The 25,335-nt window shown below is 62.8% G+C and carries 25 protein-coding genes; 11 read left to right on the top strand and 14 right to left on the bottom strand.

Features of this window, described 5'->3' with window-relative positions:
* Nucleotides 1-38: 38 nt before the first annotated feature.
* The 5 genes from C5P05_RS34620 to C5P05_RS19015 form a co-directional block, all read right to left on the bottom strand.
* Nucleotides 39-2,738, bottom strand: coding sequence for a LuxR C-terminal-related transcriptional regulator (locus tag C5P05_RS34620; protein ID WP_232834575.1), 2,700 nt, complete (start codon nucleotides 2,736-2,738; stop codon nucleotides 39-41).
* 8 nt (nucleotides 2,739-2,746) lie between these two features.
* A complete protein-coding gene (locus tag C5P05_RS19030) occupies nucleotides 2,747-3,169 on the bottom strand; it encodes a Zn-ribbon domain-containing OB-fold protein (RefSeq protein ID WP_114971386.1) in 423 nt (140 codons plus the stop codon).
* Nucleotides 3,166-4,368, bottom strand: coding sequence for a thiolase C-terminal domain-containing protein (locus C5P05_RS19025; protein ID WP_114971385.1), 1,203 nt, complete (start codon nucleotides 4,366-4,368; stop codon nucleotides 3,166-3,168). The genes C5P05_RS19030 and C5P05_RS19025 overlap by 4 nt, the downstream gene beginning before the upstream one ends.
* A complete protein-coding gene (locus tag C5P05_RS19020; RefSeq protein WP_114971384.1) occupies nucleotides 4,362-6,029 on the bottom strand; it encodes a class I adenylate-forming enzyme family protein in 1,668 nt (555 codons plus the stop codon). The genes C5P05_RS19025 and C5P05_RS19020 overlap by 7 nt, the downstream gene beginning before the upstream one ends.
* Before the next feature lie 80 nt (nucleotides 6,030-6,109).
* A complete protein-coding gene (locus C5P05_RS19015; protein WP_232834574.1) occupies nucleotides 6,110-6,808 on the bottom strand; it encodes a nitroreductase in 699 nt (232 codons plus the stop codon).
* A 59-nt stretch (nucleotides 6,809-6,867) separates the two neighbouring features.
* On the opposite strand from C5P05_RS19015, the gene C5P05_RS19010 reads away from it, so the two are divergent.
* Nucleotides 6,868-8,835, top strand: coding sequence for an AMP-binding protein (locus C5P05_RS19010; RefSeq protein ID WP_114971382.1), 1,968 nt, complete (start codon nucleotides 6,868-6,870; stop codon nucleotides 8,833-8,835).
* A 42-nt stretch (nucleotides 8,836-8,877) separates the two neighbouring features.
* Here the strand turns inward: C5P05_RS19010 and C5P05_RS19005 are convergent, their stop codons facing one another.
* From C5P05_RS19005 to aliA, 5 genes are all read right to left on the bottom strand, one after another.
* Nucleotides 8,878-9,153, bottom strand: a complete 276-nt coding sequence (locus tag C5P05_RS19005; RefSeq protein WP_114971381.1) for a DUF4242 domain-containing protein — start codon at nucleotides 9,151-9,153, stop codon at nucleotides 8,878-8,880.
* 46 nt (nucleotides 9,154-9,199) lie between these two features.
* Nucleotides 9,200-9,931, bottom strand: a complete 732-nt coding sequence (gene mddA, locus C5P05_RS19000) for a methanethiol S-methyltransferase (protein WP_114971380.1) — start codon at nucleotides 9,929-9,931, stop codon at nucleotides 9,200-9,202.
* Between the two features lie 85 nt (nucleotides 9,932-10,016).
* Nucleotides 10,017-10,994 carry an acyl-CoA dehydrogenase family protein gene (locus C5P05_RS18995; protein WP_114971379.1) on the bottom strand — a complete coding sequence of 326 codons (978 nt, stop codon included), beginning with the start codon at nucleotides 10,992-10,994 and terminating at the stop codon, nucleotides 10,017-10,019.
* 15 nt (nucleotides 10,995-11,009) lie between these two features.
* Nucleotides 11,010-12,167, bottom strand: a complete 1,158-nt coding sequence (locus C5P05_RS18990) for an acyl-CoA dehydrogenase family protein (RefSeq protein ID WP_198674783.1) — start codon at nucleotides 12,165-12,167, stop codon at nucleotides 11,010-11,012.
* A gap of 70 nt (nucleotides 12,168-12,237) precedes the next feature.
* Nucleotides 12,238-13,866, bottom strand: coding sequence for a cyclohexanecarboxylate-CoA ligase (gene aliA, locus C5P05_RS18985; protein ID WP_114971377.1), 1,629 nt, complete (start codon nucleotides 13,864-13,866; stop codon nucleotides 12,238-12,240).
* 276 nt (nucleotides 13,867-14,142) lie between these two features.
* On the opposite strand from aliA, the gene aliB reads away from it, so the two are divergent.
* Nucleotides 14,143-15,291, top strand: a complete 1,149-nt coding sequence (gene aliB / locus C5P05_RS18980) for a cyclohexanecarboxyl-CoA dehydrogenase (protein ID WP_114971376.1) — start codon at nucleotides 14,143-14,145, stop codon at nucleotides 15,289-15,291.
* On the opposite strand, the gene C5P05_RS18975 is transcribed toward aliB, so the two are convergent.
* Nucleotides 15,288-15,758, bottom strand: a complete 471-nt coding sequence (locus C5P05_RS18975) for a MarR family winged helix-turn-helix transcriptional regulator (RefSeq protein WP_114971375.1) — start codon at nucleotides 15,756-15,758, stop codon at nucleotides 15,288-15,290. The two genes, aliB and C5P05_RS18975, sit on opposite strands and share 4 nt — an antisense overlap.
* A 91-nt stretch (nucleotides 15,759-15,849) precedes the next feature.
* Here C5P05_RS18975 and C5P05_RS18970 point away from each other — a divergent pair, with 91 nt between their 5' ends.
* From C5P05_RS18970 to pcaF, 8 genes are all read left to right on the top strand, one after another.
* Complete coding sequence (locus C5P05_RS18970; RefSeq protein ID WP_114971374.1) at nucleotides 15,850-16,617, top strand: glucose 1-dehydrogenase; 768 nt, start codon at nucleotides 15,850-15,852, stop codon at nucleotides 16,615-16,617.
* 44 nt (nucleotides 16,618-16,661) lie between these two features.
* Nucleotides 16,662-17,459 (top strand): 2-ketocyclohexanecarboxyl-CoA hydrolase, encoded by a 798-nt coding sequence (gene badI / locus C5P05_RS18965; protein ID WP_114971373.1) that lies wholly within the window; start codon nucleotides 16,662-16,664, stop codon nucleotides 17,457-17,459.
* 16 nt (nucleotides 17,460-17,475) lie between these two features.
* Entirely contained in the window at nucleotides 17,476-17,766 is a 291-nt protein-coding gene (locus C5P05_RS18960; protein WP_114971372.1) for an acyl-CoA dehydrogenase family protein, read from the top strand.
* Nucleotides 17,767-17,784: 18 nt separating this feature from the next.
* On the top strand, nucleotides 17,785-18,969 hold the full coding sequence (locus C5P05_RS18955; protein ID WP_114971371.1) for an acyl-CoA dehydrogenase: 1,185 nt from the start codon (nucleotides 17,785-17,787) through the stop codon (nucleotides 18,967-18,969).
* Nucleotides 18,970-18,989: 20 nt separating this feature from the next.
* Entirely contained in the window at nucleotides 18,990-19,739 is a 750-nt protein-coding gene (locus tag C5P05_RS18950) for an electron transfer flavoprotein subunit beta/FixA family protein (RefSeq protein WP_114971370.1), read from the top strand.
* Between the two features lie 100 nt (nucleotides 19,740-19,839).
* Entirely contained in the window at nucleotides 19,840-20,772 is a 933-nt protein-coding gene (locus tag C5P05_RS18945) for an electron transfer flavoprotein subunit alpha/FixB family protein (protein WP_114971369.1), read from the top strand.
* 49 nt (nucleotides 20,773-20,821) lie between these two features.
* Nucleotides 20,822-22,870 carry a 3-hydroxyacyl-CoA dehydrogenase NAD-binding domain-containing protein gene (locus C5P05_RS18940; RefSeq protein ID WP_114971368.1) on the top strand — a complete coding sequence of 683 codons (2,049 nt, stop codon included), beginning with the start codon at nucleotides 20,822-20,824 and terminating at the stop codon, nucleotides 22,868-22,870.
* Between the two features lie 13 nt (nucleotides 22,871-22,883).
* Nucleotides 22,884-24,086 carry a 3-oxoadipyl-CoA thiolase gene (pcaF, locus tag C5P05_RS18935; protein WP_114971367.1) on the top strand — a complete coding sequence of 401 codons (1,203 nt, stop codon included), beginning with the start codon at nucleotides 22,884-22,886 and terminating at the stop codon, nucleotides 24,084-24,086.
* A 103-nt stretch (nucleotides 24,087-24,189) separates the two neighbouring features.
* On the opposite strand, the gene C5P05_RS18930 is transcribed toward pcaF, so the two are convergent.
* From C5P05_RS18930 to C5P05_RS18920, 3 genes are all read right to left on the bottom strand, one after another.
* Nucleotides 24,190-24,426: a Fic family protein gene (locus C5P05_RS18930; protein ID WP_114971423.1), complete on the bottom strand. Its 237-nt coding sequence runs from the start codon at nucleotides 24,424-24,426 to the stop codon at nucleotides 24,190-24,192.
* A 158-nt stretch (nucleotides 24,427-24,584) separates the two neighbouring features.
* On the bottom strand, nucleotides 24,585-24,968 hold the full coding sequence (locus C5P05_RS18925; protein ID WP_114971366.1) for a Fic/DOC family protein: 384 nt from the start codon (nucleotides 24,966-24,968) through the stop codon (nucleotides 24,585-24,587).
* Nucleotides 24,946-25,137 carry an antitoxin VbhA family protein gene (locus tag C5P05_RS18920; RefSeq protein ID WP_157979391.1) on the bottom strand — a complete coding sequence of 64 codons (192 nt, stop codon included), beginning with the start codon at nucleotides 25,135-25,137 and terminating at the stop codon, nucleotides 24,946-24,948. The genes C5P05_RS18925 and C5P05_RS18920 overlap by 23 nt, the downstream gene beginning before the upstream one ends.
* A gap of 27 nt (nucleotides 25,138-25,164) precedes the next feature.
* Here C5P05_RS18920 and C5P05_RS33775 point away from each other — a divergent pair, with 27 nt between their 5' ends.
* A complete protein-coding gene (locus C5P05_RS33775; RefSeq protein ID WP_157979390.1) occupies nucleotides 25,165-25,335 on the top strand; it encodes a hypothetical protein in 171 nt (56 codons plus the stop codon).

Raw genomic sequence — 25,335 nt, 5'->3', positions numbered from 1 at the left:
ATCGACCAGCCAGGGCCTTTACTTGAGGAAATCCAGGCTCAAAGCCAGGCCCGCGTGCGCGCTTCCCGCAAAGCGCCCGTGCGGTTTTTCACGCCCAGTTTCGCGTACACGTTGTGCAGGTGCCACTTGACCGTGCCCTCGGTCAGCACAAGTCGACCTGCCACTTCGCCATTGGACAGGCCGTCGGCCAGCAGGCCAAGAATCTGCAGTTCGCGCTCGGTTGGCCGCTCCTGGTCCGGGGGCGTCACATCCTGGCGTGCCGATGCAGCGGCCGCGGCAAGCAGCAGCGTGCGCGCGTATGAAAACGCCGGCGTGGGACTCTGCGGCTTGTCGACCACGCGACGCAAAAGACCCTCTAACTCGGCACCCTCGTCAAGGTACAGGCGCACGTAGCCGTTCGATGCCGCAATGCGAAGGCTTTCCATCAGCGCGTCGTGCCCACCTTCGGCAGCTCCAGTTCGCGCCAACGCCAATGAGCGCAGCATCAGCAGTTCGGCCAGCTTGTGCTGCTGGTGGCTGCGCCGCGCCCTGGCGATGCCGGAATCGGCCCATTGCAGGGCAAGGTCGGGCCGACCCTGCGCGAGATCGAGGCGGGCCCAGAGACGCTCGGCCTTGTCTCTGTGCAGGTTGGTCTGCGGTCCTTGCGGCAGCAGCCCATGGTCGCTCGCCATTCGCTGAGCCGCCTCGACGTCGCCGGCGCGCAGCAGCAACAACGCACGTTCGGCCACCATCGTCAGTTGCAGGCGGGCAAAGCCACGCGCCAGTCCCACGCGCTCGCCCTCCGCCGCCGCGTCAAGCGCCGCAGATAGATCGCCACGTGCCGCCTGCAGACGTGACGCGGCCACATAGCCCGCAATCATCGCATCGACGATGCCTTGGTGCGGCAGCAGTGGCAGCGCTGCTTCCACTTCCACCAGCGCGTCGGCGCACTGGTTGCGCTCATACAGCAGCAAGGCGCGGATCGCGCGGAGCATGGCCGCCAGGCCGGCGGCCCCAGGCGTGAAAGCGGGCGCTTCGGCCAGCGCCGAGGCGCTGTCCGCCAGGGCGTCGCGATGCCGCCCGGCCTTGAGCAGCGAGGCAGCCGCGATCACCCGTACCCACATAAGGCCATAAGGAGAAGGGGCTGCCTCGAACTTCAATTGCGCCTCGCGCAAAGACTGGGCGGCCTCGGCGAAGCGTCCATTGCACTTGTGCGCATAGGCCAGCACCGTTTGCGCGGCGCCGTAGTGAAACGGGTCCGGATCGGGCGGCCCGGCCAGCCACTGGCGCACAAAGACCTCGGCATCGGCCTCGTTATCACGCAGGCCGGCGATCACGCCGCGCTGAAGAACGGTCGTATGCAGGATCAAGCGGACGTCGGCTGATTTTCCCTTGCCGCAAACCCGTTCGATGCGCGCCAGCCACGCTGCCGCTTCGGCATAGCGGCGCAGAAACACAAGTGCCCAAACCGCATACACCATTAATTCGCCATCCGGCTCGACGCTGCATGACTCCACTTGCGCGAGCAGGTCCAGGAAGGTCTCGTGTCGGCCTTCGCCTTGCACCAACTGACGTGCGTAGCCGGTCAGATAGGTGGACGCGAGACTCGCGTCGTCACCCTCCAGGGCCGTGCGGATCGCACGGTAGACTTCGCCCCGGGCATGCCACCATTGCGCACAACGCGTTCGCAGGATGCGCGCCAATACAAGCCCCATGTCAGGCAATCGCGTCAGCGCATGCTCGGCCACCAGCGCGTGCAAGGCGTAATACGGTTCGCCAGCCACCCGTCCGCGGCGCTGCACAATGCCCAGTTGCTCGCCCTCGGCGATCGCCTCAGCCCCCTCGGGCGCATCAAGCACGGCCAGCAGCGGCAGCGTGAAGTCACCAATCGCGGCCATCACGAACAGCGCCTGTCGTCGGGCCGGCGCGAGGCCCTTGAAAAAGCTCTCGTAAACAAAGCTGTCCATCAGCAAGTTGCTACTGCCCGCTGCGGCCTCCCGCACGCCCTCGCCGCTGGCAAGAGCAAGCTGCACCAATGCCGGCCAACCCTCGGTGATCCCGAGGACATGATCAACCGCTTCGTCGCTGGCTGACAGCCGGCGCCGGCGCACCAGTTCCCGCACCTCCTGCACGTCGAGCTTCAGTTCGCGCTGCGTCACCCAGCGTACCAGCCCGCGCGCGGTCAGCGCGGCCAGATCGAAGTCCATCCCGTCGCGGCCGCAAACCACGAACCGCACGGGGTCGGGCGCTGCCACCAACAGACGGCTCAGGGTGTGAGCGCTCTCGCTGCCTCGCAACACATGCACATCGTCGAAGAACAGCACCATGGGATGATGGCGTTGGCCAAGGGTCTGCAACAACGCCATCAAGCTGCTCTCGACCGCCGCCGTCGCGTCGATGACGCCCATCGCGACGGGCTCTGACGGACCTCCGACAGCATTTAACAAGGAACGCACAAAGAAAACTGGGTCACGCCAGGAAGCATCGAGCCCCACCCAAACGGGGTCGGCGTCTTTACAAGCGCGAAACCATCCTCCCATCAATGTCGTCTTGCCATAGCCAGCCGGTGCAACGATGGCCACGATCCGATCACGCATGGACAAGGGCGCAATCGCCCGCCGCGCAACCGTAGCCATCGTCTGGTCAGGAGGCACACCCTCAACGACCGCCTGGGAGGATGGCGCAGTGAAATGGGGCCAGCGAAATGTCGCTTTGGGTGAGCTCAATCCCTCGGAGGACGCTTGAAGGTGCTGTTTCATGCTTGAAGTCAGGTCGCCCGGAAACGCGGCAGCGACACGCCGCCTCCGCCGTCAGGTTCGCACACCAGCTCGACCGCCATGTCGAAGGTGACCACCGCAGGATCGGCGCCGACGAAGGAGCTGATCATCCGCGGACCTTCTTCGAACTCGACCAGCAGCACGGCATAAGGCGTGTCCTGCTTGAAGGCCGGGCCGGGCGCCCGGTACACCACGCTGAACGAATGCACCCTGGCGCGGCCGCTGGCGGCGCGGTGCTCCAGCTGTTCGCTGCCGCACGCACGGCAGATCGCCTGCTGGTAGAGCTGCACATGGCCGCAATCGAGGCAGTGCTGCAGCAGCAACTTGCCTTCCTGAATGCCGCGCCAATAAACTTCCGAATCCGCATCCGGCATGGGCTGCGGCTTGAGGTGAGCGTCTTTCGGGTTGATCACAGTGTGGCCTCCGTTCCCAGGATGGTGGTGGCGTTGGTCGCGAAGCCCGCACCCAGGCTGTGCACCAGGCCCAGTTCGGCGCCCGCCACCTGGCGTTCGCCACAGTTGCCGCGCAACTGGTTGACGACCTCGTAGAAATGAAACAGCGCCCCCGGCATGCCCGAGTGCGCGAACGACAGCAGGCCACCATGGGTGTTGCAGGGAATGGCGCCGCCGTAGGTGATCTGGCCGTCCTCGACGAAGCGCCCACCCTCCCCCTTGGGGCAGAAACCGAGGTCTTCCAGCATCATGATCACCGTGCCGGTGAAGCAGTCATAGACGCCGGCCACGTCGATGTCCTGCGGCCCGCAGCCGGCCATGGCGTAGGCTTTGGCGCTCGACTGCACCGCGCCGGTGGTGGTCAGCGAAGGCATCAGGAAGATGTGCTCGTGCGTGTAGCACTCGCCACCGCCCAGGATGTAGATCGGCTTGGCAATGCCCAGCGCCCTGGCGCGCTCGGCCGAGGTGACGATGAAGGCCGCCGCGCCGTCGGAGATGAGCGAGCAGTCGAGCTTGTGGTAGGGCGTCGTCACCCAGCCGGAATTCAGCACGTCGTCAACCGTGAGTGGCCCGGTCATCTGCGCGCCCGGCGTGCGCCGCGCATGCTCGCGGTGGATCACCGCCACCTGGGCGAACTGCTCGGCCGTGGTGCCGAACTCTTTCATGTGCCGGTGCGCGGTCATGGCGAAGGTATTGGCCACCGGGATGCCGAAGGGCATTTCGTATTGCTGGTCCCGGCTTTCGGTCATCGAGCGCAGGGCCAGGTCGGGCGACAGGCCGGTCAGCAGGCTGTCGCCGCCCACCACCAGAATGCTCTCGGCCAGGCCGCCGGCGATGGCCGCGGCGGCGATGTTGAACATGGTGGCCGCCGTGGCGCCCGAGACCTGCAGCGTGTTGGAGAACGTGGGCTGGATGCCCAGGTACTCGCTGATGGCCACGCTGAAGCGGTGGAACGGCGAGGCGAAGGCGTGGCTGGAGAGCACGCCATCGATCTGGTGCTTGCCGATACCGGCGTCGGCCAGCGCCTTGCCCGCCGCGTCGGCGGCCAGCGCGAGCGCGCTCTTGCCCGGCACGCGGCCGACCGCGGAAATGCCGGAACCAATGATCGCCGTTTTACCGCGAAGCGTGTGCTTTGAGGACGTGAATTTGATGTTTACCATAAGGGAGTAGAGGTCGGGGAGGGGCAGGCGGCCGCAGGACGCACGTGTTTGCGCAATTGTGCCTTCAGAATTTTTCCCACCGGATTGCGAGGGATGATGTCAAGATACTCAATGTGTTCGGGCAGCTTGTAGGCAGCCACACCGATATGCTTCAGGTGGGCGACGATGTCCTCCAGAGTCGGCGGCAGGGCCTTGTCCTTGGGCACGATAAAAATACAGGTCTTCTCGCCCATGATCTCGTCGGGCACCGCCACCGCCGCCACCTCCTGCACGCCGGGGTGGGTCAGCACCAGGTTCTCGACCTCGGCGGCGCTGACGTTGTAGCCACCGCGAATGATGATGTCCTTCTTGCGGTCGAAAAACCCGATGTGGTGCGCGTCGCGCACGATGAAGAAGTCACCGGTGCGACAAAAACCGTCCGGCGTGAACGTGCTTTTCGCCAGATCCGGCCGCCGGTAGTAGCCGGCAAACACGTTGGGGCCGCGGTAGACCAGCTCGCCCACCTGGCCCGGCTGCGTGCATTCGGCACCGTCATCGTCGAGCAGCTTCATCTCGATGCCCCGAACGCCCGTGGGCCATTCGACCCCCGGGCAACCCCACCACGGAAAGTGATCGACCCGCAGGGAAGCGTCTGGCATGTCGAGCGCGCCGGTAAACACTGCCGTGCCCTCGGTCTGACCCCAGCCGTTCATGATTTCAATGTTCCAGCGCCGCTTGAACTCCTCCATGCTCCAGCGCGATGGCGGCGCCGAACCGACCGCGATGCTGCGCACGCTGGAGAAGTCAAGCTGGTCCACATTGGGCAATTTGAGGATCATGTTCAGCAGGGCCGGCACCAGCAAGGTGAAGTGCACCTGCTCGTGCATCAACTGCTCAAGCAACAGGGGCATGTTCAACGGGTGATGCAGCAGCGCCGTGCCGCCCACGGCAACCGAAGCCAGCCAGGTGGCCACACCGGTCATGTTGACCACCGGCGCCGTCACCAGCACCCGGTCGCCTTCGTGCAGGCCGGCCGTCTTGGCGATCAGGCCCATCTGGAACAGCCAGTTGTTGTGCGACATCGGGCAGCCCTTGGACAGGGCTTCGGTGCCGGACGACCAGCACAGGCTGAAAATGTCATTGGCATCGACGACGATGGCATCCAGCCGGGCCGTGTCAGCCGCGCCACGCGCCATCTCGGCAATGCGCTCGATCGGCAGCGCGACAAAGCCGAGCTTCTCGGCGACAGCCAGTTGGTCAGCGCCCTTGAAATCGCGCATGCCGAAGAAAAAACGCGCCTCGGTGAGTTTCTTGACGTTCTGAAACTCGTTGTCACGCCACTGCATGGGCATCGGCGAGAGCACGCCGCCGGCACGGCTGACCGCGAGATACATGGCCACCAACTCCCAGACGTTGGGCAATTGCACGACGACGATTTCGTCCTTGCGCAAACCCATGTCCAGCAGCCCGGTGGCAATGGCGTCCACGGCGGCGGACAACGCCCGATAACTCAGGCTCTGCGCTGCCGTGCCGATGAGATCGGGGCGATCGGCCGGGTCAACCACGGCGGGCCGCTCCGGCGCCTTGGCGGCCGTCTCGCGCAGTAAGTCGAGCAGGGTACGTCGACCCCAGTAACCGCTTTCGGTGTAGCGCTTCAGTGTCTCGGGCGGGTGCAGAATCATCGCTTGTCTCCTCTATGTATGGGGCGTAATGCGGGATGAATCAGGGGCTCAAACGCTGCCACGCGAGCCCGGTGCGGACGTCAAAAACCATGGAAGCTGGCGAATGTCTCCACCTCGGCACGTTCAGTGATGAAGGCGTTCTCCGGGGCCGACAGGTCCTCATAACCCAGGGCGATGCCGCAGGCGAGGATTTCCTGGTCGCCGATCGGCAACTGGGCCCGCGCCACCTGGTGGTACCAGGCAATCGCTGCCTGCGCGCAGGTATGCAGCCCTTGCGCGCGCGCGGCCACCAGGATGTTCTGGATGAACATGCCCAGGTCCATGAAGCTGCCGGTGTTCAGGCGGCGGTCGAGCGTGACGAGCAGCCCGACCGGCGCGTCGAAGAACGTGTAGTTGCGCAGCATCTGGTGCTCGCGCGCAGCCGCATCGTCGCGGGCGATGCCCAGGGTGGCATACAGACCGAAACCGCAGCGACGCCGGCGCTCCAGATAGGGCTCGACCCAGGTGGTGGGGTAATACGCGTACTCGGGCTGGTGGCGGTCAGGCTCGTGCGTGGCCGCCTCGATGAAGGCATCACACAGACGCTGCCGGGCCTCACCCGCCACCGCGTATACCTTCCACGGCTGCACGTTGTTACCACTCGGGGCCCGCGCTGCCACGCTCAGAATGTGCTGCACGACCGAGGAGGGAACGGACGTGGGTAGAAAACACCTGACCGATTTCCGGCTGCGAATCGCTTCGTCGACATGCATGGATGAACCGCCTTTCTGACAAGCCAAATAAAGGAAACTAAAAATTCAAGCTGGACGCCAGAACGACGTTCGACTACCATTGTGGCATGATTTCTAACAAACAACCGTTTGACTGGGTGCCTACGCCTGAATTGATCGCGTCATCGAACCTCACCGCCTTCCTGCGCAAGGTGGGTGAGCCCAGGTTCGAGGACCTTGCTGCGCGTGCCGATGCCGACCCCGCGTGGCTGATGCAGGAAGTGTTCGAGTTCTGCGACATGCGCTTTTACAAACCCTACACGCAGATGCTCGACACCTCGCGCGGCATCGAATGGGCGCGCTGGTGCGTCGGCGGCACCACCAACATCGTGCTCAACTGCCTGGACCGGCACCGCGGCACGCCGGTCTGGGAGCAACCCTTTCTGGTGTGGGAGGGCGAAGACCCCAAAAACCGTAAATCCTTAAGCTACCGCGAGTTTGACGCCGAAGTCTGTCGCCTCGCGGCGGCACTGCAGTCGCTGGGCATCGGCCGGGGCGACCGAGTCGGCCTGTACCTGCCCAACCTGCCGGAGACCTTCATCGCGTTTTTTGCGGTACTGAAGATCGGCGCCGTGTTGATGCCCTTGTTTTCGGGCTTCGGGCCGCAACCCATCATCGCCCGCCTGAACGACGGCGAAGCCAAGGCGGTGCTGACGGTGGACGGCACCTGGCGGCGCGGCACACCCGGCGTCATGAAGTCGGTGCTGGACGAAGCGCTCCGCGAGGTGCCCAGCGTGCAGCACGTGGTGGTGCTGCGCCACCTGGGCGACGCGGCCCCGTGCCCGATGACACCGGGACGCGACCACGACTGGGCCAGCCTGGTCGCCGGCCAGCCCCACGACCTGCCCACCGCCGAGATGCAAGCCGACGCGCCCGCCGTGCTGCTCTACACTTCGGGCACCACCGGCAAGCCCAAGGGCTGTGTCTGGACGCACGTCAGCTTCCTGGGCTCGATGGTCGCGCGCGACATGCACATCTGCGCCGATTTCAAGCCGAGCGACCGTTTTTTCTTCATGAGCGACATGGGCTGGATGGTGGGTGCCATGTGCGCCTGCATTCCGAGCTATTTCGGTGGCAGCCTGCTGGTGGCCGAGGGCACGCCCGACTACCCGGACACGGGGCGCTTCTGGCGTCTGGTGCAGGACTACAAAGTCACCTATCTCGGTGTCGCGCCCACGCTAATCCGCAGCCTGATGCGCTACGGCGACACAGAGGTCGAAAGCTACGACTTGTCCGCATTGCGCATCACCTGCTCCGGCGGCGAAGCCTGGACCGAGGCACCCTGGCGCTGGTTCTTCAAGCACGTCTGCAAAGAACGTCTGCCGTTTCTCAACATTGTCGGCGGCACCGAGGTGGGCGGCTGCAATTTCACCGGCACCCTGCACCATCCCTTGCGACCCGGCTCGTTCGGCGCGCGCGGGCTCGGCGCCGGGGTCGACATCGTGAACGATAACGGTCGGCCGGTCGGCGCGGGCCAGGTCGGCGAGCTGGTGCTGCGCAACCCCAACATCGGCTTCACCAAAAGCCTGTGGCGCGACGACGAACGCTACCTCGACAGCTACTGGCGCACCATTCCCGGCGTCTGGGTGCATGGCGACTTTGCGATGCGCGACGAGGACGGCCTTTTCTACATCCTGGGGCGCAGCGACGACACGATCAAGGTCTCGGGCAAGCGCACCGGCCCGTCGGAGATCGAAACCCTGCTCACCGGCACCGGCAAGGTGTCCGAGGCCGCGGTGATCGGCGTGCCCGACGAGATCAAGGGCTCGGCCATCGTCTGCGTCTGCGTGCCGATGCCCGGCGTGGCGGCGGACGCAGCATTGCAGGCCGAACTGTCGCAGGCGGTCGTCCACGGCATGGGCGCCTCCTACCGCCCCAGGCAGGTGCTGCTGGTCAGCGACCTGCCCAAGACACGCAACATGAAAATCATGCGTCGCGTCGTACGGGCCGTGTACCGGGGCGACAGTCCGGGCGACCTGTCCTCGCTGGTCAACCCCGAGACGGTGGCCGAGCTGCAGGGCAAGCTGGCGGGGTGAGGACGTTCATCGCGCGGGCGTTGAGGCCCGCAGCCGGCTACTTCAGCTGTCGGCCGTCGTCGGATCGATGATGCTTGCCACCAGCGTGATTTTGTTGGCCGGGAAGCCCGACTGTTGCGCATGGGCGCGAATCAAATCCTCGCTAGGCGCGCTGTAGATACAGAAAATCTTGTCTCCCGTCACATAGCTGTGCTCCCATTGGATGTCCGGACCAAGCCCCTGCAGCACCTGGTTGGAATGCTGCGCGGCGCCCCGCAGCTCCTCTGCGGACATTTTCCCGGCGCCGGGAATCTCGCGTTCAATCACAAACTTCTGCATGAAACAGTCTCCTTTGAGTTAAATTAATCCAGGCGCGAGCTGCGCCTCAGAACGGTAGCACCATCGGTGTCTTGCTGCGCCACTCGGCGTAATCCTGACCCAGGACGCGCAGCAGGCCGCGCTCCTCGAAGTGGATACCGATGAAAACGTAGATCGACATGACGATCGAGAACAGCAGATGCGACAGCGTCATCACCGGCGTGGCCCAGAAGGCGATCAGCAGGCCCAACATCATCGGGTGACGCACCCACTTGTAAAGAAACACGGTCTTGAACTCAACGTGCGAGTAGGTCTTGCGCGCCAGGTGCAAATAGACCTGACGCAGCCCGAACAGGTCAAAATGATCGGTGAGGAAAGTCGCCACGAAAATCAGTACCCAACCGAAAGCGAACAACCCCCAGAGCACATAGTGCGCCAGCACACCCTCGAACTGCCAGACCCTGCCTTCAATGGGTTGCCACTGCCACATCGCCAGGGCCAGCACCAGGCTTGAGGCGAGCACATAGGTGCTGCGCTCCACATGCCGGGGGACCCAACGCTCGATCCAGGTTTTGAACCCGGCGCGGGCCATGACACTGTGTTGCAGACAAAACAATGACAACCAGAAGATGTTCATGATGGCCGCAGAGAAGCCGCCCGCAGGCGCGCCATGGGTCACGGTCTGGGGTACCCAGCCGGCCACCGGGATGTCGGCGATGAAGGCGATGAGGTAAAGGAACACGGCGAAGAAAAACAGGTAACAAGCAACGCCGTAGACAAACCCAAACACTCTCGACATACGGTTACCCCAAGTGATGTTGACATGATGACCCACCGACAACGCATCGCGGGCGATGCCTGGAAACGGTAGTGTACTGGCTCTCTTAAACAGCGCGCACAAAATCGACGATGGACACGTCAGCAGCCAACACGCTATTGCCGATCAATACGTTCCAGTGCACTTCCGAGCCGTGGGCCATGCGCCACTCGTGCAGGCGCCGGGTCAGCAATTGCAGGTCGTATTCTTCGGCAACGCCAATCGCGCCGTGCAGCGCATGCGCGATGGAGGCAACCAGCACCGCCGCCTCGCTGGTGCGGGACTTGGCCATGGCGGCGGCGAGCAGGGACGGTGCCGCAGCGTCGGTGCGGAAAGCCGCTTCGGCTGCCATCGAGGCAGCAGCGACGTGTTCGGCCATGACGCTCAACTGGTGCTGCACCGCCTGGAACTTGCCCAGCGTTTTGCCGAACTGGACGCGGTCATTGCAGTGTTGCAGTGTCATTTCGAACACGCGGGTCATGGCCCCGCTGAGCAGGGCGGCGTGCAAGGCCGCCGCGAACGCCGGCAGCAACGGGCCCGCGCCGGGCACACGAGTTGCGATGCGCTCATCGGGCCAACGCAGGCTGGCCGTCAGGCTCCCGTATACGCCGGTCGTCTCGCACTGCGCCGATGCAGCGGGCAGCAGCAACAAGGCATCGCCGTCTCGGGCCAGCACGAAATCGGCCACCTGGCCGTAAGGCGTCAAGGGGCACACAATGGCGCCACCGGTCTCGCGCTGCAACGCAGCGGCCAGTGTGATCATGCCGCTGGGCATCGCACACTGCGACCCCAACAGCGCACGCGCCACTATCGTCTGGGCCACCGGCACCGGCACCGTGTAGCGGCCGAAGCTGCGCAGGATCGGGAACAGTTCGGCCAGCGCAAGGCCGGCTCCGCCAGCGGCCTCGGACGCCAGCAGTTCGAGGAAGCCCGCGCCCTCTACCGCCTGCCACAGCGCAGCGGTCGGGCCGCCCGCTTCAATCGCGCGCACCACGGCGGGCGTGCACTGGTCCTGGAGAATGTTTTCAATCGCTTGTGCAAACATGGAATACTTTCGTTTTCAACGCAGGCCCAGACCGCGCGAGATCATGCCGCGCAGGATCTCGCGCGTGCCGCCGCGCAGGGAATAGGTGGGCGCCACCTGGCTCACATAAGCCACGGCGCGGTACAACTCGGCGTCGACCAGAGCGCCCGGGTCCATGGCGATGGCGGCTTCGATCACAGCGGGAATGCTCTGCTCGAATTCGGTGCCAATGTCCTTGACCAGGGCCGCTTCGACCAACGGGCTTTCCCCGTTGACGAGCTTGGCCGTGACGGCGATCGACATGTTTCGCAGCGTGGCCAGGTGCGTGGCAAAGCGGCCGATGGTGGCGGCGTGGGCAGACGCATCCGGACCGCGGCGCAGGCAGGTGATCCAGTGCTCCAGCAGTACGATGCTGGAGTACACCCGCTCCGGTCCGCTGCGCTCGAAGGCCAGTTCGGCATTAACCTGAGCCCAGCCGCTGCCGTCCTGGCCGATCAGCGCGTCCTCAGCCAGCAGCACGTCGTCGAAAAACACTTCCGAGAAATGCGCGTCACCCGTCAAATCCCGGATCGGGCGCACCGTCACGCCGGGCAATGACAGGTCGACAATGAACTGCGACAAGCCTTTTTGCCGGTCCTGCGGCTCGCCTGACGAACGCACCAGGGCGATCATGTAATGGCAGTGCTGCGCGTTGGTCGTCCATATCTTGCGCCCGTTCAGTCGCCACCCTCCTTCACAGCGCGTGGCCCGGGTGCCGACGCTGGCGAGGTCGGAGCCGGCGTTGGGCTCGCTCATGCCAATGCAAAAGAACGCCTCGGCGGCGCAAATTTTGGGCAGATAGAACTGGCGTTGCGCCTCCGTGCCGAACTTGAGGATCAGGGGCCCGCTCTGGCGGTCGGCGATCCAGTGCGCGGAAACCGGGGCACCGGCGGCCAGCAGTTCCTCCACCAGCACGAAACGCGAGAAGGCGTCCAGGCTGGCACCACCGTATTGCGCCGGCAAGGTCACGCCGACCCAGCCCCGTGTGGCCAGCTTCTGGCTGAAGACGGCATTGAAGCCCATCCATGAACGGGCCCGGATGTCGGCAGGCGTCGGCTCAAGGCTGGATTTGAGAAAGGCCTTCACCTCGGCGCGAAACGGGTTCGTCCCGGCGGGCAGGGTGGCGAGCCGGAAAGCAGACAGTAGGTTGCTCAAAAATATCTCCTGCGTGAATCAGATACCCCTGCTCAAATGCCATGCGCAGGGTCGATTTTCATAGCCAAGCTCAGGGGTTCCCGCCGAAAGCCTTCGCCGCTTCCCGCAGTTTGAATTTTTGCAGCTTGCCACTGGGGGTCTTCGGCAAGTCTTCCATGAGTTCCAGCCGCTCGGGGTGGTATTGCCGGGTCACCTGCTGCTCTGACAGATAGCGGCCCATCTCCTCCAGCGAGAAGCTGTGGCCGGGCTTGACCGCCACAAAGGCGCAGGCCTTTTCGCCCAGGCGCGCATCGGGGTAGCCCACAATCGCCACCGTGGCGACGGCTGGATGCTTGTAAAGCAGGTTCTCGACTTCCATCACCGGAATGTTTTCGCCGCCACGAATGATCAGATCCTTGCTGCGGCCGTTGATGCGCACATACCCTTCGGCGTCCAGGAAGGCCATGTCGCCGGTCTCAAACCAGCCCTCGGCGTCGGTGGCATTCAGGTGCGGGCGCTTCAGGTAGCCGCCAAACAGGGAGCAGCCCCGCACCAGCAAGCCGCCGGTTTGTCCCGCCGGCAGCGACTGGCCATCGGCATCCACCACCTTCAATTCAATGCCCGGCAGCGGACGGCCATCGGTGCAACCGGATTTTTCATCCGTGCGGCTGGGCTCGGTCACGGTCACGGCACCGCACTCGGTCATGCCCCAGGCCGAACTGACGGCCAGGCCCAGCACCTTGCGGGCCCGCTCGATCAGCACCGGTGGAATCGGCGCGCCCGCGCAGCAGAAATTGGCAAACTGGGGCGAGACCGGGCCACCCGCTTCGGCTGCGTTGCACAAGTCGGCGACAAAGGGGCTGGACGCCATGCTGTACGTGATGCCCTCGGCACGGATCATTTCCAGGGCCTGGCGGGGCTCCCAGATGTCTTGCAGCACGGTGGTGGCGTTGATGACCAGCGGCACCAGCGCCAGATAGGCAAAGCCGGTCAGGTGCGCCATGGGAGATGCCCCCAGGATCACATCCTTCCGGGTCAATTCGTAGGCCTCGATAAAGCCGTGCAAGTTGGAAAAGAGCGTGTTGGACGTATGCATGACCCCCTTGGGTTCGCCGGTGGTGCCCGAGGTGTACATCAGCAGACAGACATCGTCGGGCAGCAAGCCCTCACCGCGCAGCGCGGGGGTGTCGTCGCGCAACAGCAGCTGCTCAAAACTGTTGGCGCCTTCGCCATTCACCACCACCAGGTGCTGCAGAAATGGCAGCTCATGGCGCATGCCATTGGCCATGGCTTCGTAATCAAAGCCTTTGTATGCTTTTGGCACGATGAAGACTTTAGACTCGCCAAAGTCCAGCATGAACTTCAGTTCGCGCTGGCGGAAGATCGGCATGATCGGATTGGCCACAGCGCCAATGCGCGCGCAAGCCAGCGACAGCGCAATCAACTCCCACCAGTTGGGCAACTGCCAACTCACCACATCACTGTGGCCGACCCCCAGCGCGACCAAACCGCGGGCGATGCGATCGGCCTGCCGGTCCAGGGCCTGGTAGCTCAGGCGCACCGGCTCAGCAGCATCCGCGCGGTAAGCCACCACCGCCGTGTGCGTGGGGCAGTTTCTCAGTGCCTGGGCCAGAAAATGGTTGAGGGTCTGGTGGCGCCAAAAGCCCGCAGCGGTCATGGCCGTTTGGCGGGGTGAAATCAAAACCGGATCGAATTGCACAGGGATTTTCCTTCAGTGATTGGGTGCGAAATATCAGCGCACACCCTCTTCTACAAAAAACGCAGTAACGACAATGTATTGTCATATGAACATATTTGCAAGCCTATTCCAGCATGAAAAAAGGCATTGACACCTATGGATTTCCCTTATATTCCAGAAGATAATGGATTAAAAAACAAGTTGACACCATTTTTCCTAAAAAAAATTAAGTAAATATATTGACATTGTTTATGCTTCATTCTTAAACTAAAGTCATTGAAATAAAAGGAGACTGGAATGGACTTCAACCTGAGTGATGACCAGCAGGCACTGGTGGAGAGCGCTCGCCGCTTTGCGAAGCAAAAACTGGCGCCGGGGTATCGCGTGGGTGATAAAACCGCCCGCGTGGACCGGTCCCTGGTCAAGGCCATGGGTGAAATGGGCTTTCTCGGCCCCGAGTTGCCTGAGATTTACGGCGGTCTGGGTGTGGACTGCGTGACCAGTGGCCTGCTGCTGGAGCAGATTGCCTATGGTGACTTCAATATGTCCTACATCAATCTGCTGACCTCCCTGTGCGGCCAGATCATCTCCACCCATGCGCAGGAGTATTTGAAGGAGCGCTGGCTCAAACCCATTCTGGCGGGTGACAAACTGGTCGCCATTGCATTGACCGAGCCCAGCGCCGGGTCAGACGCCGCGCGTCTGAAGCTCAAGGCCGTTCGCGATGGCGAGCACTTTGTGATCAATGGTGAAAAAACCTCCATCTCATTGGCTGACCAGTCCGATGTGGCGGTGGTGTTTGCCCGCACGGGCACGGACGCTGACCGCGCCAAAGGCATCAGCGCCTTCCTGGTGCCCATGGATTTGCCGGGCCTGACCCGCACCGCGTTCGATGACGTAGGCACCCGCGCCGTCGGGCGCGGCTCGATCTTTTTTGACAACGTGCGCATCCCGGCGGACCACATGCTGGGCGATGAGGGCAAAGGCTTCATTCAGGTGATGCAGGGCTTCGACTACAGCCGCGCGCTGATTGGCCTGCAATGCCTGGGTGTGGCGCGTGCCTCGCTCGATGAAAGCTGGGAGTACGCCAAAGGCCGCGAAACCTTTGGCCAGCCCATCATTGAGCGTCAGGGAGTCACCTTTCCGCTGGCCGAAGCCGAAACCTATCTTGAATCGCTGCGCTGGCACTGCCTGCGCACCTTGTGGCTCAAGGACGAGGGCAAGCCCCACACCGCCGAAGCCGCCATGTGCAAATGGTGGGGCCCCAAGCTGGCCTGCGAAATCATCCACCAGTGCCTGCTCACGCATGGCCACGGCGGCTATGCCAGCGACTACTCGTTTGCCCAGCGCTACCGCGACGTGCTGGGACTGCAGATTGGTGACGGAACCGCCAACATCATGAAGATGATCATTGCGCGTGAAAAGTCGGGCATGCGCCTGACCTAAAGCTTGGACATGTTGGTTTGGAGCTTCGTGAAGTAATGAATAAACGCCAGCCGATCATCAAACGACAGGTCTTTCAAGGCCTGGTCGTAGAAGTTGTGGATCGGCTCCTGCAACTTTTTCCACAGCACCGCGCCCTGCGCGCTGAGCTTGACTTTGCGCGAACGCCGGTCGTCCTCGCTGGTGACGCGCTCAATCAGGCCATCACGCTCCAGACGCGAGAGCAGCCCCGTCAAGTTCTGGCGACTCACCAGCAAAAACCGCGACAAATCGCCAATCGACATGCCGTCAAGCACCTGTGGCCGCGACAGCGCCCCCAACACCGACCATTGTTGCGTCGTGACACCGAATTCCTCAAGCGCTTGCGCCCCCTTGGTATGCAGTGTATTGGCCACTTGAAACAGACGAAAGAACAAGCGGTTGTTGATCTCCTGAGCTGCGTAGTTTTTCTTGATGTGCAAATCGGGCATTGAATGGTTCGGCGAACAGGACAGCGGCCATCGTAAGCGATGAAGCGACCCGGACAGATAATTTTTTGATTTTTAACAGGAGTAAAAAGTAATGCGTGGACTTAAAGACAAAGTGGTGATCGTCACCGGCGGCGGCGGCGGTATTGGCGCGGCCACCTGCAAGCGTTTCGGTGAGGAAGGTTCCCGCGTGGCGGTGGTCGACATCAACCCGGCCGCCGCTGACAGCGTGGTCAAGGACATCATCGCGGCCGGCGGCAAGGCGCAGGCCTTTGTGGTCGACCTGACGCAGCAGGAGCAGGTGATTGCCGGCGTGGCCGCCATCGAGGCGGCGCTGGGTCCCATCGACGTGCTGGTCAACAACGCCGGCTGGGATCGGGCCGGCAACTTCCTCAAAACCGACAAGGCGCTGTGGGAGCAGATTGTCGCCATCAACCTCTATGGCTCGCTGCACATGCACCACGCCGTGCTCGCGGGCATGTCCGAGCGCGGCCGGGGCCGGGTGGTCAACGTCGCCTCGGACGCGGCCCGCGTCGGCTCCTCGGGCGAATCGGTGTATGCGCTATGCAAGGGCGGCATGATCGCATTTTCCAAGACCATCGCCCGCGAACTGGCGCGCAAACAGATCAACGTCAACGTGGTCTGCCCCGGCCCCACCGACACCGCGCTGTTCGCGGACTTTGCCGGCGAGGGCGAGCAAGCCGACAAGCTGCGCCAGGGCCTGGCGCGCGCCATTCCGTTTGGCCGCCTGGGCCAGCCCGGTGATTTGCCCGGCGCCATTGCCTTTCTGTCCAGCGACGACGCGGCCTTCATCACCGGCCAGGTCATCAGCGTCTCGGGCGGTCTGACCATGGTTGGTTGACACCGCACTCGCATACCGCTTATTCACTCAACAAGGAAATCCAAATGGAACGCACATCTCCCAACTTCACCGACATCCTCTACACCAAGGAAGACGGCATTGCCACCATCACCATCAACCGGCCCAAGGCCTACAACGCCTTCAACGCCAATACCTGTGAAGAAATGATCCACGCCTTCAAGGATGCGGACTGGGACAAAAGCATTGGCGTGGTGGTGCTGACCGGTGCCGGCGACAAGGCGTTTTGCACCGGCGGCGACCAGAGCACCCAGGACGGTGGCTACGGTGGCCGTGGCGTCATTGGCCTGCCGATTGAAGAACTGCAAAGCGCCATCCGCGACTGCAACAAGCCCGTGATTGCCCGCGTGAATGGTTTTGCCATTGGCGGCGGCAACGTGCTGGTGACCATTTGTGACCTGGCCATCGCTTCTGAAAATGCCCAGCTCGGCCAGGTCGGCCCCAAGGTCGGCTCGGTCGACCCCGGCTTTGGCACGGCCCTGCTGTCGCGCGTGGTGGGCGAGAAAAAAGCCCGCGAAATCTGGTACCTGTGCCGCCGTTACAACGCGCAGCAAGCGCTGGAGATGGGCCTGGTCAACGCCGTGGTGCCGCACGACCAGCTCGACGCCGAAGTGCGCAAGTGGTGCGAGGAAATCCTCGAAAAGAGCCCGACCGCCATCGCCCTGGCCAAGAAGTCCTTCAACGTGGACACCGAAATGATCCGCGGCATGGGCGGCCTGGCCATGCATGCGCTCAAAATGTACTACGAGACCCCCGAGTCGGCCGAGGGCGGTAATGCCTTCCGCGAAAAGCGCAAGCCCGAGTTCCGCAAATACGTCAAGTAAAGCACCGGGAAAACCCATGATCAGAGACTCGGACCCCCCCAGTCTGTTGCTCGACACCCTTGCGCGCTTTGTGCGCGAGAAGCGGGTGCCGCATGAGGCCTGCGTTGGCGAAACCGACCAAATCCCCAAGACAATAGTGCGAGACATGAAGGAACTGGGTCTCTTTGGCGTGTCCACTCCCGAAGCCCACGGGGGCATGGGGCTGACCATGGAAGTAAAGGTGATGGCCGGGTTCGAGGTTGCCCGCCAAATACAGCAACTGGTGATTGCGCGCAGCCTGATGCCCGGACCACTTTTCGATCATTGACCCCTAATTATTTCAACCATGACCAAAACCTCAAACGCCAAATTTCAATGGCAGGACGCGCTTTTGCTCGACAGCCAACTCACCGATGACGAACGCGCCGTGCGCGAAGCCGCGCGTGCCTACTGCCAGAGCAGTCTGGCGCCGCGCATCGTTGAGGCCTTCCGCCAGGAAAAAACCGATACGGCCGTCTTTCGGGAAATGGGGGCGCTCGGCCTGCTGGGCGCCACCATCCCTGAAGCCTATGGCGGCGCGGGTCTGAACTACGTGTGTTACGGCCTGGTCGCACGCGAGGTCGAAGCGATCGACTCGGGCTACCGTTCGATGATGAGCGTGCAATCGTCACTCGTCATGGTACCGATCAACGAGTTCGGCACCGAGGCGCAAAAACAGAAGTACCTGCCCAGGCTTGCCACCGGCGAGTCCATCGGCTGCTTCGGGTTGACCGAGCCGAACCACGGCTCCGACCCGGGCAGCATGATCACGCGCGCGCGCAAAGTGCCCGGCGGCTACAGCCTGAGCGGCGCCAAGATGTGGATCACCAACAGCCCGATCGCCGACGTGTTCGTGGTGTGGGCCAAGGACGATGAGGGCTCCATCCGCGGCTTCGTGCTGGAAAAAGGCTGGAAAGGCCTCTCCGCCCCCGCCATCCACGGCAAGGTGGGCCTGCGCGCCAGCATCACTGGCGAAATCGTGATGGATGCGGTTTTCTGCCCGGAAGAAAACGCCTTTCCTGACGTGCGCGGACTCAAGGGCCCGTTCACTTGCCTGAACTCGGCCCGTTACGGCATTGCCTGGGGTGCGCTCGGCGCCGCCGAAGACTGCTTTCAACGTGCACGCCAGTATGTGCTCGATCGCCAACAGTTCGGCAAACCCCTGGCCGCGAACCAGCTGATCCAGAAAAAACTGGCCGACATGCTGACCGACATCTCACTCGGCCTGCAGGGCTGTTTGCGACTGGGACGCATGAAAGACGAGGGCTCGGCCGCCGTGGAGGCGACGTCCATCATGAAGCGCAACAGCTGCGGCAAGGCGTTGGACATTGCCCGCACCGCGCGCGACATGCTGGGCGGCAATGGCATCAGTGACGAATTCGGCGTTGCACGGCACCTGGTGAACCTGGAAGTGGTCAACACCTATGAAGGCACCCACGACGTCCATGCACTTATTCTTGGTCGCGCGATCACCGGTATTGCAGCCTTCTGAAACGCACGGAGAACACCCTCATGAAAATACTTGTAGCAGTCAAACGCGTTGTAGATTACAACGTGAAAGTTCGGGTCAAATCGGACAACAGCGGCGTTGACATCGCCAACGTCAAAATGAGCATGAACCCGTTTGACGAGATTGCGATCGAAGAAGCCGTGCGCCTGAAGGAAAAAGGCGTGGCAACTGAAGTCATCGCCGTGTCCTGCGGTGTGACCCAATGCCAGGAAACCCTGCGCACGGCCATGGCCATCGGCGCGGATCGTGCCATCCTGGTTGAAACCACAGCCGAACTGCAACCCCTGGCGGTGGCCAAGTTGCTCAAGGCGCTGGTGGACAAGGAACAACCCGGCCTCATCATCCTGGGCAAGCAGGCCATTGACGACGACTGCAACCAGACCGGCCAGATGCTGGCGGGTCTTTGTGATTTGCCGCAAGCCACCTTTGCCAGCCAGCTTGAAGTGATCGATGGCAAGGCCCGTGTCACCCGCGAAGTGGATGGCGGCTCCGAGACCCTCTCCATCAGCCTGCCGGCCATCATCACCACGGACCTGCGCTTGAACGAGCCACGCTACGTCACCTTGCCCAACATCATGAAGGCCAAGAAAAAGCAGTTGGACATCTTCAAGCCCGAAGACTTGGGTGTCGACGTGACACCGCGCATCAAGACCTTGCGTGTGAGCGAGCCCCCCAAGCGCAGCGCCGGCATCAAGGTACCAGACGTCGCCACGCTGGTTGCCAAGCTGAAAAACGAAGCCAAAGTAATCTAATTAATCCCGTCATCCCGGATCAGGATCCGGGATCCATCGTGGCACGCCACTGTGGATTGCGGGTCAAGCCCGCAATGACAAGCTTGCCAGGAGCAAATTCATGACATCCTTAGTTATTGCCGAACATGACAACGCCACCCTCAAGGGCGCCACCCTCAACACCGTGACTGCCGCCAGTCAATGCGGGGGGGAGGTACACGTGCTGGTGGCAGGCTTAGATGCCGCTTCTGCCGCCGCTGCGGCGACTCAGATCGCCGGTGTCACCAAGGTTCTCCATGTCGAGGGCGATGGCTTTGCCAATGGACTGGCTGAAAATGTGGCCGCCCAAGTACTGGCTATCGCCGCCAACTACAGCCACCTCTTGTTCCCTGCTACGGCCAGTGGCAAAAACATCGCGCCACGCGTGGCGGCCCAACTCGATGTGGGTCAAATCTCTGACATCACCAAGGTTGATAGCCCAGACACTTTTGAGCGCCCGATCTACGCGGGCAACGCCATTGCCACGGTTCAGAGCCTGGACGCCATCAAAGTTCTGACCGTGCGCAGCACGGGGTTTGATCCGGCCGCGGCCACCGGTGGTTCTGCTGCGCTGGAGAGCCTTGCCGCCGTCGAGGCCAGTGCCCAATCCGCCTTCATGGGCAGTGAAATCGCCAAAAATGACCGCCCCGAACTGACCGCGGCCAAGATCATCGTCTCGGGTGGCCGGGCTCTAGGCTCCAATGAGAAGTTCATGGAAGTCATGACCCCGCTGGCCGACAAGCTCGGGGCCGCGATGGGAGCCAGCCGTGCGGCGGTGGATGCGGGCTACGCGCCCAACGACTGGCAGGTGGGGCAGACCGGCAAGATTGTGGCGCCGCAGCTGTATGTGGCGTGCGGCATCAGCGGTGCCATTCAGCACCTGGCCGGCATGAAGGATTCCAAGGTGATCGTGGCGATCAACAAAGACCCGGAAGCGCCTATCTTCTCGGTGGCGGACTATGGGCTGGAGGCCGATTTGTTCACGGCTGTGCCCGAACTGGTCGCCGCGCTTTGAGCCCGCACAACCCTACTGTATTTCACCCCACTTGACCCGGATACCTTACATGCTTGAAGTTCACGGCGCCATTGCGGTCATTACGCTGGACAATCCGCCCGTCAATAGCCTTGGGCATGCGCTACGTCAGCGCATCGTCGCGGCACTGGACACGGCCGAATCCGACCCCGGGGTCAAGGGCATTGTCCTTGCCGGCAACGACAAGGCATTTTCGGCGGGCGCCGACATGAGCGAGTTCGGGACGCCCCTGCAACTGGCCGAACCGATGTTGCGCACTGTCCTTGAACGCGTGGAAGCGTGCCGAAAACCTGTGGTAGCCGCCATCGGTGGCGTGGCTCTGGGGGGTGGACTTGAACTGGCCTTGGCCTGCCATGGACGCGTGGCGCTGGAGACCGCAAAACTGGGATTGCCCGAGATCCTGCTGGGCCTCATCCCGGGATCCGGCGGCACGCAACGCCTGCCGCGTCTGGTTGGCATGGCGACTGCGCTGACCCTGATTCAAAGTGGATCACCCCAGACGGCTCGCCAACTTGCCGAATCAGGCTTGCTCGACCAGGTGGTTTCCATGGATCTCCTTGCATCGGCTTCAGCGTGGGCCAGCGAGCTGGCTGAACGCGGCACGCCCTTGCCCCGAGCCCGCGATCGCGAACTTGATGCCTGCGTCGCGCAGGCCATCTTGACCGCCCAGCGAGAGAAGCTGACCCCGCGACAACGGCTTCAGCCTGCCTACGCAGCCCTGCTGGATGCCTTGAATGCAGCTTCTGGCGCGTTTGAAGAGGGCCTCCAGCTCGAACGCGCGCTCTTCCTGCAACTGATCCCCAGCACCCCGGCCAAGGCACTGCGTTACCAATTTTTTACCGAGAGGGAAGCCAGCAAATTACCGCTCGCCTTGCAAGCCGATGCGCGCCGCGTTGACACCGTTGCCATCATCGGTGCGGGCACCATGGGGGCCGGCATTGCGATTTGCGCCCTGGATGCAGGCTTGAACGTCATCTTGCTGGAACAGGACACGGCCGCCCTGCAACGGGGACGCCAGCGGGTGACTGAGCACTACCAGGGGCGCATAGCAGCCGGCAAGCTCAAAGCGAATGTGGCAGCCGCCAGCGAAGCGCGCTTGACCCCCAGCACCGACTGGGCGCAGCTGAGCCGGGCCGACCTGGTGATTGAGGCGGTATTTGAAGACCTGGCCGTCAAGCAAGAGGTCTTCAGGAAGATCGACGCCCATGCCCGCCCCGGCGCAGTACTGGCCACCAACACCTCGTACCTGGACGTGGACGCCATTGCCAACGTCACGGGTCGCCCACAAGACGTGCTGGGCCTGCACTTTTTCAGCCCCGCCAACGTCATGAAGCTGCTGGAAGTGGTGCGCGGTGCCCAGACCGGTGCCGACGTATTGGCCACGGGCATGGACCTGGGCAAGAAGTTGCGCAAGCTGCCGGTGCTCACCGGCAATGCCTTCGGCTTCATCGGTAACCGCATCTACAACGCCTACCGCAAGCAGTGCGAGTTCATGCTGGAAGACGGCGCCTGGCCCGAGGAGGTGGACACCGCGCTGCAAGCCTTTGGCTTTGCCATGGGCCCATTTGCCGTGGCCGACCTCTCGGGGCTGGACATTGCGTGGCGCATGCGAAAAGCCCAGGCCAGCACACGCGACCCGCGTGAGCGCTATGTGGACATCCTTGACCAGCTATGCGAGCAAGGCCGACTGGGGCGCAAAACAGGCGCCGGTTATTACGCCTACATCGAAGGCCAACAGGTCAAAACTACCGATGCCTTGGTGCGCCGTGTGATCGAGCAGGCCTCCACCCGGCGCGGCATCCATCGGCGACACCTTGACGCCGCCGAGATCCAGCGCCGCGCCCTCTTGGCCATGGTCAACGAAGCCGCGCTGTTGCTGGCCGAGGGTGTTGCCAGCAGGGTGACTGATGTTGACGTGGTGCTGGTACAGGGCTACGGCTTCCCACGCTGGGAAGGTGGACCTGTATTTTGGGCAAGACAACAGAACCGGGCCGCACTGGAGCAAGACATGAAAACTCTGGCGCAGCAAGCTGGCCCGAGTTTTGTGTTGGCTGAACTCACCGCTTTACTGACTTCCTGAAAGAGATATCCCCATGAACCAAGCCTTCATCTGCGACGCCATCCGCACCCCCTTCGGCCGCTACGGCGGCGCCTTGAGCAGCGTCCGCGCCGACGACCTGGCCGCCCTGCCGCTCAAGGCCCTGATGGCACGCAACCCGCGCGTGGACTGGCAGGCCGTGACCGACGTGATCTACGGCTGCGCCAACCAGGCCGGTGAAGACAACCGCAATGTCGCGCGCATGGCCAGTCTGCTCGCCGGCTTGCCGCTGGAGGTGCCGGGCGCCACCATCAACCGCCTCTGCGGCTCCAGCCTGGATGCCCTGGGCACGGCGGCGCGCGCCATCAAGTCCGGCGAAGCCTCGCTCATGATTGCCGGCGGGGTCGAGAGCATGAGCCGCGCGCCCTTTGTGATGCCCAAGGCGGACAGCGCCTTCAGCCGCGCCAACGCGCTGTACGACACCACCATTGGCTGGCGCTTCATCAACAAGCTGATGAAAGAACGCTATGGCGTGGACTCCATGCCGGAAACCGCGGAGAACGTCGCCACCGATTACAAAATCAGCCGCGACGACCAGGACAAGATGGCCTTGAACAGCCAGCTCAAGGCCGTTGCCGCGCAAAAAATCGGCTACTTTGACGCCGAAATCACGCCGGTCACACTGGCGCAGAAGAAAGGCGAGCCCATTGTCGTGAGCCAGGACGAGCACCCGCGCGCCACCACGATGGAGTCGCTGGCCAAGCTCAAAGGCGTGGTCCGGCCCGAAGGCACGGTCACGGCCGGCAATGCCAGCGGCGTGAACGACGGCGCCTGCGCCCTGCTGCTGGCCGACGAAGCCACTGCCGCCAAACAGGGACTGACGCCGCGCGCCCGCGTGGTGGGCATGGCGACCGTCGGCGTGCCGCCGCGTGTGATGGGCATCGGCCCGGCACCGGCCACGCAAAAAGTGCTGGCCCTCACCGGCTTACGGCTAGAGCAAATGGACGTGATCGAACTCAATGAAGCCTTTGCCGCCCAGGGCCTGGCGGTGCTGCGCCTGCTGGGTCTGCAGGACGACGACCCGCGCGTCAACCCCAACGGCGGCGCCATCGCCCTGGGCCACCCGCTGGGCGCCAGCGGTGCGCGCCTGGCGACCACGGCGGTCAACCAGCTGCACCGCTCTGGCGGGCGCTATGCGCTGTGCACCATGTGCATCGGCGTGGGACAGGGCATTGCCGTGATTCTGGAACGGGTTTGATGTGAGGCGGCGGGGCCCGCGCCGCTGAATCAGGCCGCAGACCCGGTGGCGCGCCACGGCACATGCCGGGTCGGGGACTCTTGCCCCCGGCTAACAGCCTGCCTCACGCGCCGCCGTCCTCATCACCGTCTTCGATAATCGCCGTGATCTCAGCCAGCAAGCCTTCCAAAGGCTTTGCGTTGCCGTTATAGCTGGCGATCATCACCTCGTACATCTTGGGCTGATTGATGGTTTCGAAGTTGATGAAGTACCCTGCCTGCTCAGCCAATTGCGCGCAAAAAAGCCGCTGGGTGCGACCATTGCCTTCGCGAAACGGGTGGGTGGCGTTGATCTCGCCCATGTAGTGGGCCAAACGCTCGAGCAAGAAATTAGCGACAGGCCTTCAGGCCTGTCGGTCAAACATGTTTTGGAAAGGGTTTGCATCCCCTCCCAAAACGCTCGCCTGAAACCCCGGCCTTCAGGCCGGGGTCGGCTCCCATCGCCCTGAAGGGCGAGGTTTCAAACCAGAAGCAGATTTTCGATGAAACGATCTGGCGGCAAATCACGCAACCAGTTTTCTTTGGCAAGCTTGGACAGCTCCCCACCGAGATAGCTATCGATCATGGGGACGTGGGCAAAACGGCTACTCCCCCGGCTAATGTCCACTGTCCGTATCTGGCCGTCCCACTCGTACACATCCTGAAAAAGGAAACGATGAATCTCGCACAGATGAGCCAGATCGAAGCGGCCCTCGATCGGGGCCTCAATCAGCTCCAGCATCCGCAGCGCAGTGGCATCCGCCTCAAACGCGTCTAAAGCCCCCTGATCGTGGATATTGGCCTTGTTGATCAGAATGATTGAGCCTGGGTAAGCGTAGACGTCAGACGCTTCGTAGCGTGACATGTTGGCGCATCACTCGCTGTCGAACGTTGGCGGTGGTTTCCTTACCCGAAACACAGGCGTTCATGCCACGCACCACTTCGTCGCTGGGTTGCAGCTTCTCAATGCGCAGCGACGCCAGGACATTGCTCACCGCCTTCTGGCGCATCACCTGTTTGCTGATCGTCTTCATATGGAACCTCTTTTCAAACACATCTGAATGCATGGATTATTCATTACTTTCCCCAGCCCGTACCTGACGGCGGTGATTGACTTGTTCAGCCGCCAGGTGGTGGGCTGGCGCATGAGGGATCACATCCAGGCCCAGCACAACGCACCCACCGGGAGTCTGCCGGGCAATGGACGAGGCATCAACCGTTCTTTTTGGTAA

The organism is Rhodoferax ferrireducens (assembly GCF_003347515.1).
Taxonomy (GTDB): Bacteria; Pseudomonadota; Gammaproteobacteria; order Burkholderiales; family Burkholderiaceae_C; genus Rhodoferax.
This window is presented reverse-complemented; position numbering and strand designations above follow the sequence as displayed.

Excerpts from the sequence above, each read along its gene's own strand:
- C5P05_RS34620 (WP_232834575.1), bottom strand. The coding sequence starts at position 2,738 with ATGAAACAGCACCTTCAAGCGTCCTCCGAGGGATTGAGCTCACCCAAA.
- C5P05_RS19025 (WP_114971385.1), bottom strand. The coding sequence starts at position 4,368 with ATGGTAAACATCAAATTCACGTCCTCAAAGCACACGCTTCGCGGTAAA.
- C5P05_RS19020 (WP_114971384.1), bottom strand. The coding sequence starts at position 6,029 with ATGATTCTGCACCCGCCCGAGACACTGAAGCGCTACACCGAAAGCGGT.
- C5P05_RS19010 (WP_114971382.1), top strand. The coding sequence starts at position 6,868 with ATGATTTCTAACAAACAACCGTTTGACTGGGTGCCTACGCCTGAATTG.
- C5P05_RS19005 (WP_114971381.1), bottom strand. The coding sequence starts at position 9,153 with ATGCAGAAGTTTGTGATTGAACGCGAGATTCCCGGCGCCGGGAAAATG.
- mddA (WP_114971380.1), bottom strand. The coding sequence starts at position 9,931 with ATGTCGAGAGTGTTTGGGTTTGTCTACGGCGTTGCTTGTTACCTGTTT.
- C5P05_RS18995 (WP_114971379.1), bottom strand. The coding sequence starts at position 10,994 with ATGTTTGCACAAGCGATTGAAAACATTCTCCAGGACCAGTGCACGCCC.
- aliB (WP_114971376.1), top strand. The coding sequence starts at position 14,143 with ATGGACTTCAACCTGAGTGATGACCAGCAGGCACTGGTGGAGAGCGCT.
- C5P05_RS18975 (WP_114971375.1), bottom strand. The coding sequence starts at position 15,758 with ATGCCCGATTTGCACATCAAGAAAAACTACGCAGCTCAGGAGATCAAC.
- C5P05_RS18970 (WP_114971374.1), top strand. The coding sequence starts at position 15,850 with ATGCGTGGACTTAAAGACAAAGTGGTGATCGTCACCGGCGGCGGCGGC.
- badI (WP_114971373.1), top strand. The coding sequence starts at position 16,662 with ATGGAACGCACATCTCCCAACTTCACCGACATCCTCTACACCAAGGAA.
- C5P05_RS18960 (WP_114971372.1), top strand. The coding sequence starts at position 17,476 with ATGATCAGAGACTCGGACCCCCCCAGTCTGTTGCTCGACACCCTTGCG.
- C5P05_RS18955 (WP_114971371.1), top strand. The coding sequence starts at position 17,785 with ATGACCAAAACCTCAAACGCCAAATTTCAATGGCAGGACGCGCTTTTG.
- C5P05_RS18950 (WP_114971370.1), top strand. The coding sequence starts at position 18,990 with ATGAAAATACTTGTAGCAGTCAAACGCGTTGTAGATTACAACGTGAAA.
- C5P05_RS18945 (WP_114971369.1), top strand. The coding sequence starts at position 19,840 with ATGACATCCTTAGTTATTGCCGAACATGACAACGCCACCCTCAAGGGC.
- C5P05_RS18940 (WP_114971368.1), top strand. The coding sequence starts at position 20,822 with ATGCTTGAAGTTCACGGCGCCATTGCGGTCATTACGCTGGACAATCCG.
- pcaF (WP_114971367.1), top strand. The coding sequence starts at position 22,884 with ATGAACCAAGCCTTCATCTGCGACGCCATCCGCACCCCCTTCGGCCGC.
- C5P05_RS18930 (WP_114971423.1), bottom strand. The coding sequence starts at position 24,426 with ATGGGCGAGATCAACGCCACCCACCCGTTTCGCGAAGGCAATGGTCGC.
- C5P05_RS18925 (WP_114971366.1), bottom strand. The coding sequence starts at position 24,968 with ATGTCACGCTACGAAGCGTCTGACGTCTACGCTTACCCAGGCTCAATC.
- C5P05_RS18920 (WP_157979391.1), bottom strand. The coding sequence starts at position 25,137 with ATGAAGACGATCAGCAAACAGGTGATGCGCCAGAAGGCGGTGAGCAAT.
- C5P05_RS33775 (WP_157979390.1), top strand. The coding sequence starts at position 25,165 with ATGCATGGATTATTCATTACTTTCCCCAGCCCGTACCTGACGGCGGTG.